General features: G+C 45.6%; 13 protein-coding genes. 8 read left to right on the forward strand and 5 right to left on the reverse strand.

Features of this window, described 5'->3' with window-relative positions:
* Nucleotides 1-37: 37 nt before the first annotated feature.
* The 5 genes from accA (at nt 38) to QQ041_RS14820 (ending at nt 4,204) form a co-directional block, all read left to right on the forward strand.
* Nucleotides 38-997, forward strand: coding sequence for an acetyl-CoA carboxylase carboxyl transferase subunit alpha (gene accA / locus QQ041_RS14800; RefSeq protein ID WP_017060731.1), 960 nt, complete (start codon nt 38-40; stop codon nt 995-997).
* A 126-nt stretch (nt 998-1,123) separates the two neighbouring features.
* Complete coding sequence (gene tilS / locus QQ041_RS14805; RefSeq protein ID WP_285954319.1) at nt 1,124-2,461, forward strand: tRNA lysidine(34) synthetase TilS; 1,338 nt, start codon at nt 1,124-1,126, stop codon at nt 2,459-2,461.
* Nucleotides 2,462-2,519: 58 nt separating this feature from the next.
* Nucleotides 2,520-2,831, forward strand: coding sequence for a cytochrome c (locus tag QQ041_RS14810; RefSeq protein ID WP_285954320.1), 312 nt, complete (start codon nt 2,520-2,522; stop codon nt 2,829-2,831).
* A gap of 130 nt (nt 2,832-2,961) precedes the next feature.
* Nucleotides 2,962-3,300 (forward strand): nitrogen regulatory protein P-II, encoded by a 339-nt coding sequence (gene glnB / locus QQ041_RS14815; RefSeq protein WP_004738609.1) that lies wholly within the window; start codon nt 2,962-2,964, stop codon nt 3,298-3,300.
* 61 nt (nt 3,301-3,361) lie between these two features.
* Nucleotides 3,362-4,204: an endonuclease/exonuclease/phosphatase family protein gene (locus QQ041_RS14820; RefSeq protein WP_146492103.1), complete on the forward strand. Its 843-nt coding sequence runs from the start codon at nt 3,362-3,364 to the stop codon at nt 4,202-4,204.
* A gap of 40 nt (nt 4,205-4,244) precedes the next feature.
* Here the strand turns inward: QQ041_RS14820 and QQ041_RS14825 are convergent, their stop codons facing one another.
* The 3 genes from QQ041_RS14825 to gloB form a co-directional block, all read right to left on the reverse strand.
* Nucleotides 4,245-4,931, reverse strand: coding sequence for a YIP1 family protein (locus tag QQ041_RS14825; RefSeq protein ID WP_061018600.1), 687 nt, complete (start codon nt 4,929-4,931; stop codon nt 4,245-4,247).
* The gene (locus tag QQ041_RS14830; protein WP_285954321.1) at nt 4,928-6,499 is read right to left on the reverse strand and encodes a LysM peptidoglycan-binding domain-containing protein; all 1,572 of its coding nucleotides are present in this window, start codon (nt 6,497-6,499) and stop codon (nt 4,928-4,930) included. Before QQ041_RS14830 ends, QQ041_RS14825 begins: the two co-directional genes overlap by 4 nt.
* 70 nt (nt 6,500-6,569) lie before the next feature.
* On the reverse strand, nt 6,570-7,328 hold the full coding sequence (gene gloB / locus QQ041_RS14835) for a hydroxyacylglutathione hydrolase (RefSeq protein ID WP_146492105.1): 759 nt from the start codon (nt 7,326-7,328) through the stop codon (nt 6,570-6,572).
* Nucleotides 7,329-7,381: 53 nt separating this feature from the next.
* On the opposite strand from gloB, the gene QQ041_RS14840 reads away from it, so the two are divergent.
* On the forward strand, nt 7,382-8,164 hold the full coding sequence (locus QQ041_RS14840; protein ID WP_146492106.1) for a class I SAM-dependent methyltransferase: 783 nt from the start codon (nt 7,382-7,384) through the stop codon (nt 8,162-8,164).
* Between the two features lie 118 nt (nt 8,165-8,282).
* Here QQ041_RS14840 and rnhA read toward each other — a convergent pair whose 3' ends face one another.
* Nucleotides 8,283-8,747 carry a ribonuclease HI gene (gene rnhA, locus QQ041_RS14845; protein WP_017069372.1) on the reverse strand — a complete coding sequence of 155 codons (465 nt, stop codon included), beginning with the start codon at nt 8,745-8,747 and terminating at the stop codon, nt 8,283-8,285.
* A 56-nt stretch (nt 8,748-8,803) separates the two neighbouring features.
* On the opposite strand from rnhA, the gene dnaQ reads away from it, so the two are divergent.
* Together dnaQ and QQ041_RS14855 are read left to right on the forward strand one after the other, a co-directional pair.
* Nucleotides 8,804-9,571 carry a DNA polymerase III subunit epsilon gene (dnaQ, locus tag QQ041_RS14850; RefSeq protein ID WP_017060722.1) on the forward strand — a complete coding sequence of 256 codons (768 nt, stop codon included), beginning with the start codon at nt 8,804-8,806 and terminating at the stop codon, nt 9,569-9,571.
* A gap of 9 nt (nt 9,572-9,580) precedes the next feature.
* The gene (locus QQ041_RS14855; RefSeq protein ID WP_285954322.1) at nt 9,581-10,828 is read left to right on the forward strand and encodes a TIGR03503 family protein; all 1,248 of its coding nucleotides are present in this window, start codon (nt 9,581-9,583) and stop codon (nt 10,826-10,828) included.
* A 111-nt stretch (nt 10,829-10,939) separates the two neighbouring features.
* Here QQ041_RS14855 and fadE read toward each other — a convergent pair whose 3' ends face one another.
* Nucleotides 10,940-13,405 (reverse strand): acyl-CoA dehydrogenase FadE, encoded by a 2,466-nt coding sequence (gene fadE, locus QQ041_RS14860; RefSeq protein ID WP_285954323.1) that lies wholly within the window; start codon nt 13,403-13,405, stop codon nt 10,940-10,942.
* Between the last annotated feature and the right edge of the window lie 216 nt (nt 13,406-13,621).

The raw sequence follows: 13,621 nt of genomic DNA on the forward strand, positions 1-13,621 counted from the left end.
TTCGCGAATGCGGAGCTGAATCAACAAGGATTCATAGATGAGCCTGAACTTTCTAGAATTTGAAAAGCCTATCGCTGAACTTGAAGCAAAAATCGAAGCGCTACGTGACGTTTCGCGTCACGGTGGTGACACAGCGGTAGATCTAGACAAAGAAATCGAACAACTAGAGAAAAAAAGCTTAGAGCTTAAACAGAAAATCTTTAGTGACTTAGGTGCATGGCAGGTAGCTCAACTTGCTCGTCACCCTCAACGTCCTTACACCAAAGATTACCTGGAGCATGCATTCACAGAGTTTGAAGAGATGGCGGGCGATCGCGCTTACGCTGACGACAAAGCTATTGTGGGTGGTATGGCTCGTCTAAATGGCCGTCCTGTTATGGTTATTGGCCACCAGAAAGGTCGTGAGACTAAAGAGAAAGTGATCCGTAACTTTGGTATGCCAAAGCCAGAAGGTTACCGTAAGGCGCTTCGTCTAATGGAAACCGCTGAGCGTTTCAACATGCCTATTATTACTTTCATCGACACTGCGGGCGCATACCCAGGTGTTGGCGCTGAAGAGCGTGGTCAATCTGAAGCTATCGCTAAAAACCTAAAAGTGATGGCTGGCCTTTCAGTTCCTGTTATTTGTAACGTTGTGGGTGAAGGCGGTTCTGGTGGTGCACTAGCGATTGGTGTTGGTGACTACGTGAACATGCTTCAGTACTCTACGTACTCAGTAATCTCTCCAGAAGGTTGTGCTTCAATCCTATGGCGCGATTCAGATAAAGCACCACAAGCAGCTGAAGCGATGGGCCTGATTGCTCCTCGTCTTAAAGAGCTTGAGCTTATCGACGAAATCATTCCAGAGCCTCTAGGCGGCGCGCACCGTGACCCTGCACAAACGGCTCAGAACATGAAAGACATGTTAGTTAAACAGCTAGAAGAGCTAGAGCAGTTCGACAACGAAACGTTGCTTGAGCGTCGTTACCAGCGCCTAATGAGCTACGGTTACTGCTGATAAGTTGCCTTAGCGATAAGGCTCTAGCTATACGAACAAATGATGAAAGGGTTGGACTCAGTGCCAACCCTTTTTTATTATTAAGACATTATCCCGTCACACACGATTTCTTGGTTTATTAGTCTCATGACACACTTAATTGATACCTTCACATTTGTACTTAGCCAAAGCGAGCTCAAACCTTGTCGGTTGGTGGTTGCTTTTAGTGGTGGTGTCGATTCACGAGTTTTGTTGGAGCTAGCTTCACAATACGCTAAGTCCCATCACATTGAGTGCTGTGCGGTACATGTTCATCATGGCTTAAGCAACAATGCTGATTACTGGGCAGGGCAGTGCCAAGCATGGTGTGATGCTTTGTCGGTTTCCTTGTTCATTGAACGAGTCTCGCTAGATATCAGCAGTGGAGAAAGCGTTGAAAAGTTGGCTCGAGACGCGCGATACCAAGCCTTTAAAAAGCATATTAGACAAGGTGATGTATTAGTTACAGGTCAACACATCGATGACCAAGTCGAGACTTTCTTGTTGGCGTTGAAGCGTGGCAGTGGTCCGAAAGGGCTCTCTTCAATGGCGAAAGTGATGCCGTTTGCTAATGCTTATATCGTTCGCCCACTGCTGTCGGTGACGAGAACGGATATTGAAGGGGCGGCGCGCGATATGGCTTTAACTTGGGTAGAAGATGAGAGTAATCAAGACGTTCGCTTTGACCGCAATTTTATTCGTCATCAAGTCACTCCGGCTCTGACCGAGCGTTGGCCTAGTTTCCGAGAGTCGGTCAGTCGCAGCGCTCAGCTATGTGCAGAGCAAGAGTTACTGTTGGATGAGTTGTTAGAATCCCACTTACAGCAAGCTTTAGGTGGCAACCAGAACCAAAGCTTAAGCATCGAAGCGTTATACCAGCACTCTGGTTTACTACGCGCACGTTTATTAAGAATGTGGCTTAACCATTGTAATCAACCGATGCCGAGTCAAAAGCAACTCCAGCTTATCTGGGAGGAAGTGGCGTGTGCTCAGCTTGATGCTAACCCTAAGCTGGTGTTAAACGGCGTTGAAGTTAGGCGTTTTAATCAAACACTCTATTTGGTTCGAGAGACTAAAGATCTATCGGGCTGGCAAGGTGACGTTTCTGTTGGAGGAAGGTTGGTTCTGCCTGATGGCTTGGGAGGTGTCAGCTTGCAACTGGGGGGACCTGAGTCCGAACCTGGTCGTCGTGTACAAACGTTCAGCTTACCAAACCAAAATGCGGTATTACGTGTTACCTTTAACCCCGAAGGATTATCGGCTCACCCTGTTGGGCGCGGTCATAGCAGGAAGCTGAAAAAGTTGTTTCAAGAGTACCAAGTACCCAGTTGGTTAAGACGCAGAACGCCGATATTAATGGATGGTGATCGAGTGATCGCTGTTTTAGGCTTATTCGTAGATAAAAACTACGAAGGTCAAGATTGTGAAGCGCTTTGGAGCAAGTAGAAAAAGTTTGTGTCACAATTCACCGTCACTTTAATAAAAATAATTAATGGAATATGCAATGAAGAAAATTACACTAGGATTAGTTCTTGGATTTGGACTATTGAGTGGTAACGCTCTGGCGGGTGATGTTGCTGCGGGTCAAGCTAAAGCAGCAATCTGTGCAGCATGTCATGGTGCTGACGGTATCGCAGTGATCCCAGGCTACCCAAACCTTAAAGGTCAAAACGAGCAATACATCGCTTCATCAATTAACGCATATAAGAACGGCCAGCGCACCGGCGGTTTGGCCGCTGTAATGAAGGCTCAAGCTTCAATGCTGAATGATGCAGATATTGCTAACCTAGCCGCTTACTACGCAAGCCTTAAGTAAAACCTTCTTAAAGCGCTGATTAAACAAGATGATAAATTTCGAGCCAGAGCTTTAATGCTCTGGCTTTTTTCATTGAATGTTTACTATAGCTAACCGATAATGAGCCATTCGCACAGTTTAAGGGATGAACATGAAAAAGATTGAAGCCATTATCAAGCCATTCAAACTTGATGATGTACGTGAAGCACTTGCAGAAGTGGGTATTACGGGTATGACAGTATCTGAAGTTAAAGGCTTTGGACGTCAGAAAGGTCATACTGAGCTATATCGTGGCGCAGAGTACATGGTCGACTTTTTACCTAAAGTGAAATTAGAAATCGTTGTGACCGACGAAGTGGCTGACCAATGTGTTGATACCATCATCGAGACGGCTCAAACAGGTAAAATTGGTGACGGTAAGATCTTCATTACTGACGTTGAACGTGTGGTACGTATTCGTACTGGCGAAGAAGACGAAGACGCCGTATAAAAAAACTATTACCCTAAAAGGAGCGTTTATCGCTCCTTTTTCATTTCTGGTAGGGTGCTGTATGTTTAAGAAAACCATCATTGTTATCACACTGCTGATAACGCTTGTTGTCGTTAGTTTTCATTTTATCTTTGTGATACCGAATAAACCCAACCTGATCACTTCCTCTCAAAGTACCAGCAACGACATCTACAGCTGTTACCAAAACTCTGCACCGAAAGCGATTGATGTGTCTGACGGCTTAGATATTACCGTGTGGAATATCTACAAGCAAAACCGCAGTAATTGGCAGAGTGAGTTGAATAAGCTGTCAGCAGGTAGCGATTTAGTTTTGCTGCAAGAAGCGAGTATGACAGAAGGGCTTCGCCAATGGGTGACAAGTGGTCAGTGGGGAAGTACACGAGTTAATGCGTTTGAAGCCTTTGAGAAAAGTGCTGGTGTACTTAACTTAGCGACGCATTTACCGATCGAAGCTTGTGCTTATACTCATGAAGAACCTTGGCTTCAATTGCCTAAATCCGCGCTTTGGTCTCGTTACCTGCTCAGTAATGGCGAAGAACTGGCGGTGATTAATATTCATGCTGTGAACTTTACCTTTGGTACCGAAGATTACGAGGCTCAGCTCAAGAGCTTAACTGACAATCTGCAAAAGTATCGTGGGCCTGTTATTTTTGCTGGGGATTTTAATAGTTGGAGTGAGGCTCGCTTCGCTGTATTGAAAGATGCGTTGGAAAAGGTTGGTTTGACAGAGGTTGCTTTTGATCCAGATGATCGCACTCAATTTATTACGGGTTTAGTGCTAGACCATGTGTTCTATCGAGGGCTCGAGGTAGAAAAAGCAAAAGCGCCCATTACGGACGCTTCTGATCATAACCCAATGCGAGTGACGTTTAAGGCTAAATAGACGAGTGAATTTTCGCCAGCCTTCTTTTTATCTCTTCAGCTTAGAAGATTAAAATGTAGAGCGCCCAGATTAGGTAGTAGCCAATCCATGGTAAGCCAGAAATTACCAATGCTTGACCACGTTCAAACTCAGTCCAAGTTAATACCGCTGCATAACCCAGTACGATGTACCATGGTAATAATAGTGGCAACGAGCTAGCAAACTGTGACCACTCATTGGTTAGTGGTAACTTAATTAAGCCGTTTAAGCTGTTCAAGTCAGCAGCGTAGTTCATCACATGCCCATGCTTAAGTATCAGGCTTGCGTAGCTCGCAATGTCGCCTAAAACTGCAGGGAAGATGATAACGGATGCCGCTGCAAACCATCGCCAAAAGCTATGTTGATGTTGACTTGGCTTAGTTGCGAGGTTAAACCAGAATGCCAACAAAACGATGGTTAGCGTTCGGCTAAATACGTCGTTGATGATTTCACTTGCGAGTAGGGTGTTGCTGTCGAGTAACGCCAATTGGTCAGGGTTAGTTTGAGCCAGTTGTTGTGACAATTCAGCACTTAGCCATGCAAAATCTACATTCGAAAAATAAGCACCCCAAAACAAAAAGGGGCTGAGCATTAATACGACGTAGGGTTGCCATCCCCAAGCACTTCGTTGATAAAGCGCTAAGAAACACGCTGTTGGTGAACGGAATATATCCAACAGCATGACGAGTGGGTTACTTGACGGATTCATACACTTACCTTAGTTACATCAACATACAGCTTCAGTTTTTGTCCTGGCTGTAGGTATTTCTTGTTCTGCAAAGCGTTCCATTTTACAACATCTGCACTTTTTACTTTGAACTTTGATGCAATACCGCTGACTGTGTCACCTGATCTTACGTTATAGAAGATGGTGCGGATGATGGCACCGTCAGAACCGTTCTTCCAAATGACCAACTCTTGACCAACTCGTAACGTGTCGCGTGGCCCCATACCATTCCACTTAGCAAGTGATTGGTGAGATACCTTATTTGCGCGTGCAATCGTCCATAAGCTGTCACCACTTTTTACTTTGTGGGTTAGCTTATATTGACCGCGACTCTTTGACTGTGTGTTTGCTAGACGGTTTGAAGCGCTGAGAGCGTAAGCTTTATCATCTTTAGTCGAAGTAGGGATCAGTAGGTGCTGACCAATACGAATATTGTTGTTGGTCAAACCGTTCGCTGAGCGAATCACTTTGCTGGTGGTGTTGTATTTATTTGCCAGTACGCTGATGCTGTCGCCAGATTGAACCTTGTAACGTACTAGCTTCATGCCTTTGCCTTTATTGGCCGTGACTTCTCTGTTGAACTTTTCAACTGAATCTAAGGGAAGCAGTAATTGTTGGTGTTTTTCTGGTGCCGTCGCCCACTGGTTATAGGCAGGGTTATAGCCTTGCAGCTCTTTTACTGGAATGCCTGCGTAGTTAGCTGCGATTGCTAAATCCAGTTGCTCTTCCGGGTTAACTAGAGTCAGCACCGGCTTGTTTGGAATTGCAGGAATATCAATGCCATATTTTTCTTGGTTGGCAATTACGTCGGCCAGTGCCAGCAGCTTAGGTACGTAGCTGCTAGTCTCTTTTGGCAGGTCCAGTGAGAAGAAGTCGATTGGCTTACCAAGCTTCTTGTTCTTGCGGATTGCGCTGTTTACACGTCCACCACCACTATTGTAGGCAGCGATTGCGTGTTGCCAGTTGCCATCAAAACGTTTGTTTAGGTCGGTTAGGAAATCCAATGCAGCATCGGTTGAAGCGGCAACATCTCGGCGGCCGTCGTACCAGAAGTTCTGTTCTAGCCCGTAAGCTTCACCGGTGCCTGAAATGAACTGCCATAAGCCAGCGGCGCTACCGTGAGAATACGCAAATGCATCAAATGAGCTTTCAACAACGGGCAACAGTGCCAGTTCTAAAGGCAGGTCTCTTTCTTCGATCTTGGTGGTGATCAAATAAAGGAAAGGCTCAGCACGTTTTGATACGGTTTTTAGATGACTAGGGTGTTTAAGATACCAAGTTCGGTAGTAGTCGACCTTCTTTTGGTCGGGCACTTCCATTTCAAGTTGCATAGCAATACGTTTCCAAACATCTTCTTGTGTTTGTGGAGTAACGACAGGTGCTTCAACTTTTGGCTCTTTGTTGGTCGCATCTGGTGAAACGTTCGTTTGAGAAACTTCTTTAGTAGGAGAGGTGTTGGTTTGCTTGGAAGCTTGGTCTGGATTCTCTGACTGAGTTAATTGGCAACCAGAAAGTAGTAATACCAAAGCCCAGCTGTACTTAACTCGCATGTTACAGCCTTTTTAATAAACGGCCGATGATAATACTTGCCACCCCCTATGAGTGACAAGTCTGTATTTGTTAAAATTCGTTCTTCCACGCACGTAAAGCGGTAAATACTGATAAAGGATCAGTTTGCTCAGTACGATTAGACACTGATTTCACTACACTTGGCTCGGTATAGCGCAAGAAGGGGTTAACAAACTTCTCTTGTCTCAAATTTGTGGGGATGGTCGACTTATTTTGGGCTCGCAGTCGGTTCACTTGGTCGCGATATTGCTGCAAATGTTGGTTATCAGGCTCAACCGCTAATGCGAAAGCGATATTGGCTGCAGTGTATTCATGCGCACAATACACTTCGGTTTCTTGAGGCAGCGCTGTGATCTTATTCAGCGCATCGAACATCTGTTGTGGTGTGCCTTCCATGATTCGGCCACAGCCTGCTGAGAACAAGACATCACCACAAAATAGTTTGGCATCACCCACATAGCCAATATGACCCGCAGTGTGTCCGCTTAGTCCTAACACGAGGAAGACTTCACCAAACAGTTCTAACTGGTCACCATCATCAACCGGATGCGTTAATGTCGGGATAGGTTCATTTCGAGGGCCAACAACATCGACGCCGGGAAATTGTCTTACCAACTCTGGAACGCCACCAATGTGATCGTGGTGGTGGTGTGTAATCAAGATTGCATCTAAAGTTAGCTCATGGTTCGCTAAGTACTCTAATACTGGAGCCGCATCACCAGGGTCGACGACAGCACAACGGCGATCGCTATTTTCAATCAGCCAGATGTAATTGTCGTTAAATGCAGGTATGCTTTTGATATGTAACATTATTGGTTCTCCAGTCACTTTCAGTGCGACAGAATAAGTGAGACAGATTATTGATGAAGCCAGCACGTAGCAGAAAGAAGTTTGAACATCCCTACACTTGGGCACAGTTGCACAATGGGGACTGGTTGAGAGAATCTATTCAAACTCGACTCGATGAGTGGTGCCCAAAGCTATTTGGTTACCATATGCTCAAGCTCGGCGGCCTCAGTAGTGAGATTTCTAGCTGCACATGCAACATTCAACATCAAGTAAACCTAGATATCCAGAACCCATTACATAATGTGATAGCAGATGGCTATAATTTACCCTTTTTGGAGAAAAGCTTTGATGTTGTGGTGCTCAGTCATCAATTAGATTATAGCAATGACCCGCATCGATTATTGAGAGAAGTCGACCGAGTGATGATGGACGATGGCTATATCATCATTACTGGCTTCAACCCTTTCAGTGTGACGGGGCTCGCCAGTTTGATGCCTTGGCGAAAGAACAGCTTGCCTTGGAGTGGGCGCATGTACACGCCAAATCGAATTAAAGACTGGCTCGGTGTGCTTAATTATGAAGTGATTCATTGTGATACCTACGCGTTGTTTCCGATGAGTAAGTATCAAGCGATGTGGACGTGGTTGGAGAACGCTTTAGGTGGCTGTGCCTCTTTTGCTGGCAGCCAATACTTTATTGTTGCTCGCAAGCGTACTTACCCGCTCAAACCTATCAAGCCGCATTGGCACCTTAAGCGACGCTTCTCGCCCGTTGGAGCGAGTTTTAGAACCAACACGCGCCGTACAATGGATTCAGCTAAAGCTTCATATCCGTTAAAAACAGAAAAAGCCGACTAGTTGTCGGCTTTTCATCTATTAGTTCTGTTAAGAAACTATCCAATAGTTTAAGGCGTTATCAATTAGTTCCAGGAACAATAAATCGTTTTCTGAAATGTACGTCTAATTTCAAAAGATGTTAGCTTGGTTGATAGCCCGTATCTTCTTGAGTCGGATTTTCCGCTGCGTTTCTTGCTAAATCATCACACATTTCGTTTTCTCTGTGTCCGGCGTGTCCTTTTACCCAGCGCCAATCCACGCTATGGCGAGCGGTTTCTTTATCGAGCCTTTGCCACAGATCGGCATTTTTAACCGGTTTCTTATCGGCTGTTTTCCAGTCACGCTTTTTCCAGTTGTGAATCCACTGTGTGATGCCTTGACGCACGTATTGGCTATCTGTGGTCAGAATCACAGAGCAAGGTTCTTTGAGGGCTTGGAGAGCAACGACAGCGGCGAGCATTTCCATACGGTTATTGGTTGTTAGCGTGAAGCCTTCTGCTAGCGTCTTCTCGACTTTTTTGTAGCGAAGTACGATGCCATAGCCGCCGGGACCTGGGTTGCCTAAACAAGAACCATCAGTGAAAATTTCAACTTGTTTCGTCATGATTTGATACTATTACCTCAAGCACATTATCGGCATAGTCTGACACAGTTATCCTTATGAATACCAGTAGCACTCCAGAACAAAGCACGAACGAAAAAAACAGTTCGAACGAAAATAAGCGCATTGTTGTACTCGATACCGAAACCACCGGTATGAATACAGAAGGTGGTCCTCACTATATGGGGCACCGCATCGTTGAAATTGGTGCAGTAGAGATCATCAACCGTAGGTTGACCGGGCGTCACTTTCACGTCTACATCAAGCCTGATCGTGCGATTCAAGAAGAGGCGATTGGCGTTCACGGTATTACCGATGAATTCTTGATTGATAAGCCTGAGTACCAAGACATACATAAAGAGTTTCTCGACTTTATCAAAGGTGCTGAGCTGGTGGCTCATAACGCGCCCTTCGATACGGGCTTTATGGACTATGAGTTTGAGAAGCTTAATCCAGCGATAGGTAAAACGGATGACTACTGTAAAGTTACCGATACCTTGGCGATGGCGAAGAAGATATTCCCAGGTAAAAGAAATAACCTAGATATCTTATGTGACCGTTATGGTATTGATAACTCGCACCGTACTCTTCACGGCGCATTGCTCGATGCGGAGATCCTAGCCGACGTCTACTTATTGATGACGGGTGGTCAAACTTCGCTGCAATTTAACGCTGGTCAACAGGAAGGCGAAGCGGAAAGCATACGAAGAGTAGAAAGTGGTCGAAAATCCCTAAAGGTTTTACGAGCTACGGCCGATGAAGTAGAAGCGCATCAAAGTCGTTTAGATCTCGTCGAGAAAAGCGGAAGCTGCCTCTGGCGTCAGTAGGGAGAAAGTATGTTAAGGGTATTGGCTACCGGTTGCTTATTGCTGTTAAGCTTTGGCTTACATGCAGCAACAGAATCCGTAATGAGTTTATTGGACAACCGTTTTCGAGTTGATCCCAGTATTGAACAAGTCACCTTTGTGATTTATCGAGCCGATAACTCTAAATCTGTCGTTTTGGTTCGCCCGGATGGCAAGAAATACTACTCTTGGCGCAATGCTGATAATGTCCGTTGGTACGAAGAATCGTCCATGGACATTATCTCTATCGACAACCCGATGCCCGGCCCTTGGCAAGCAATAGGTAATGTCTCACCTAAGAACAATATCAAGCTCCTATCTCACCTAGTTTTAGATGCTAATGAGTTTCCCGACAAGTTGTATCAGACAGAACGCATCAAATTTACCGCTCGACTGACTTCTGATGGTAAGCCGCTTGTGCTACGCGATTTTCTCGATCGCGTGAAGCTTAAAGTCACCTTTACTAAGTTTGTTGAAAACGAAGAGTCTTTAGTAAGAGAAGCGCGCCCGGTGCCTGTTGTGATGGGCGAGTTTGCCGATGATGGCGCTGATCTTGATGAAAAAGCCGGAGATGGTGTGTTCACTGTCTCTTTACCAATTGATATCGAGCCTGGTAAATACAGAGCGCGTATTACTTCTGGCAATGGCGTTTTCCTGCGAGCGCAAGAGCAAGAAGTCTTGGTTTACCCAACACCAATTACTACCACCTTCATTCAGTCACGAAAAGAGGGCTTACCTCATACTATTGTGGTGTCTGGTGAGCAGGGGATGATCGCACCGAGCTCGTTAGCGGTTCATGTTGAGCACAAGGCTCCTGATGAGTATGTGATGTACAAGCAGGGGCAAGCTGAAGTTGACGCAATGAAAGTCGCTTTAGAGGTGCCTTACAATGGCGATTTAGGGATATATAATTGGTCAGGGATGGTTTATGCCACTGATACTTCAAGTCAGCGCCCACTGACCTTTCCAATTACCGAGCAGTCGTACAGCGTTGTTGAAGATATCGACTTAGCAGAGTCACGACGTCTTCAAGAAGAAGCACTTGCTGAACAGAAGCGTATCGCAACAGAGTTGATGATCCTTCAAAAACGTGAAGATGACCGACAACGAAGTATGATCATTATTGCGGTGGGTAATGTGGTCGCGATTCTATTGGGTTTACTGATTTGGTTTGTAATTCGTAAAGTGACAGCCAAGAAAAGAGCGCTACCTGAGATGCAGCTCAAGGCACCAAAGTAATTCGTTCGCGTCATTGAGCTATTCGGAGATTAAAAACATTCGTGCACATAATAGTGCTGAGAATAAAAAAACGGGACTCATAGGAGTCCCGTTTTTGTTCTAGTCCAGAGCCTAGGCGACGTTATCAATCGATTGTTCTGGGTACTGAGACTTTGCTGCAAGCTCCTCTGGTGAGAAGTCATCCACGTTAATCGTGTACAGTCTATGTTCCTCTGCGCTAATCAGAAGGTTCGCTTCTTCTTGCGTTAAGATACCTTTTTCAAGTCCTAATTGAGCAACAAGATCAAGTCGTAAGAAGGCACGTTTTTGATGTGTCTCTTTGCAGACTTTGTCGAACAGAGGTTCAGCTTGAAGAATCACTTCTAGCGCTTTTTCAATCTTACCTACTGGGTTGTATTCCGTTGCTTCCAGGTATTGGCCGCGACCGATACGAGAGCGTGTTTCACTTGGTGTTTGTAGAATGTGCGCGACTTTGCTATCCAGTTTGTCGTTTGGTGCACGACGGATACGGCCAAATGGCATTAGCACAACACGAAGTAGACGACCAATCACAGGGTTAGGGAAGTTAGCTAAGAACTCATCAATCGCCACTTCAGTCTGACGTAAGCTATCTTGCATACCCCAATGTACTAACGGCAGATCTTCAGCGTGGCTGCCTTCGCTTTCAAAGCGTTTCAGCGTTGCTGATCCGAGGTAAAGTTGACTCAGGATATCCCCCAGTCTTGCTGATAAACGTTCTCTACGCTTAAGTGAGCCACCTAGAACTGCCATTGAGATATCAGACAGTAGCGCTAGGTTTGCACTGTAGCGGTTTAGCTGTTGGTAGTAACGTTGTGTCTGTTTATCTGTTTTATTTGAAGGTGTTGGCGCATCTGAACCACGACCATCGGTTAAACCAAACCACAAGCTGCGGACTAGATTACTCATAGTAAAGCTAACGTGTCCTGCTAACGCTGAATCGAACTTATCAAGCGCATCACTACTTTCAGAATAAGCCGCTTCCATTTCATTAAGAACATAAGGGTGGCAACGAATCGCCCCTTGACCATAGATGATCATTGAACGAGTTAGGATGTTTGCGCCTTCAACCGTAATCGCGATAGGCGAACCTTGGTAACCACGAGCTAGGAAGTTCGAGGGGCCCAAACAAATGCCTTTACCGCCGACGATATCCATCGCATCAATGATGCTGCGTTGGCCACGGTGAGTACAGTGGTACTTAACGATTGCAGAGATAACTGAAGGCTTTTCGCCAAGGTCGATACCTGCAACGGTTAGGTTACTCGCAGCGTCCATTACATAAGCGTTACCTGCAAGGCGTGCAAGTGGCTCTTCAACCCCTTCCATGCGACCAATCGGTTGTTTGAACTGACGACGGATACGAGCGTAAGCACCTGTTGCAAGCGCTGCTGATTTAATACCACCTGTTGAGTTTGAAGGCAGTGTGATACCACGACCAACCGACAGACACTCAACCAGCATGCGCCAGCCTTGGCCTGCCATTTTCTGGCCACCAATGATGAAGTCGATAGGCACGAAGATATCGTCGCCTTGCGTTGGACCGTTCTGGAAAGGTACGTTTAGCGGGAAGTGGCGGTTGCCAATTTCTACGCCTTTTAAATCTGTTGGGATAAGCGCACAAGTGATGCCTAGATCTTTTTGATCACCAAGCAGACCATCAGGGTCACGCAGTTTAAAAGCCAAGCCTAATACCGTCGCGACAGGTGCTAGGGTGATGTAACGCTTGTTCCAAGTTAGGCGCATCCCCAATACTTCTTCGCCTTGCCATTCACCTTTGCATACAACACCGTAATCTGGGATTGAACCTGCATCTGAACCGGCTTCTGGACTGGTTAGGGCAAAACAAGGGATCTCTTTACCTTCCGCTAGGCGCGGCAGGTAGTGGTTTCTTTGTTCTTCAGTACCGTAGTGTTGTAATAGCTCACCAGGGCCTAATGAGTTAGGTACGCCAACCGTTGATGACAATACGCTAGAAACGCCGGTTAGCTTCTGAAGAACCAAAGATTGAGCGTAAGCCGAGAATTCTAAACCGCCGTATTTTTTCTTGATGATCATGGCGAAGAATTTATGGTCTTTCAGGTATTGCCATACTTCTGGTGGCAAATCAGCAAGCTCATGTGTCACTTGGTAATCGTTGACCATTTCACACACGGTATTCACTGGACCATCTAAAAACGCTTGCTCGGCTTCAGAGAGTTTCGGGTCAGCAATGTTCTGAAGCTTCTTCCATTCAGGTTTGCCTTTGAACAGCTCTGCTTCCCACCATACAGTGCCAGCTTCTAGTGCTTCTTTTTCTGTCTGAGACATCGCCGGAAGAACTTTCTTAAATAAAGAGAGCGCTTTTTGGCTGATTAGGGTCTGACGAATGGTCGGTACAGCAAAGATCGCAACGGCTAACAAGTAACAAAGCCAGCCAGTGACTGCCACGCCACCAAACATTGTTAATGCTACCATTGCGCCGGTTAATACAACTAACGCACGTACCAGACTAACTCTATGGTAAAGACAGACGCCTAAGATGGCTGTCATGCCGAGTAGGGAGAGCAATATGTTCATGATCGATTTCCTTTTCAGAGATCACTTATTGTTATTAAGTTTTAGGTAAGAGGTCTAACCAGTCAAGTGTAAACAGAATATTAAATATTTGTAAAACTCCAAAGTGAATAAAAAGTGATCTCAATAGAGCTAAAGTTCTAATTGTGAGAGGTTGGTGGCGAATATTTGGACGGATTTACAGTGAGACCCTAATTAAGGTGGCAATCTTTGGGCTTA

It is taken from the genome of Vibrio sp. TMPB1044 (genome assembly GCF_030442075.1).
Lineage (GTDB): Bacteria > Pseudomonadota > Gammaproteobacteria > Enterobacterales > Vibrionaceae > Vibrio > Vibrio satsumensis.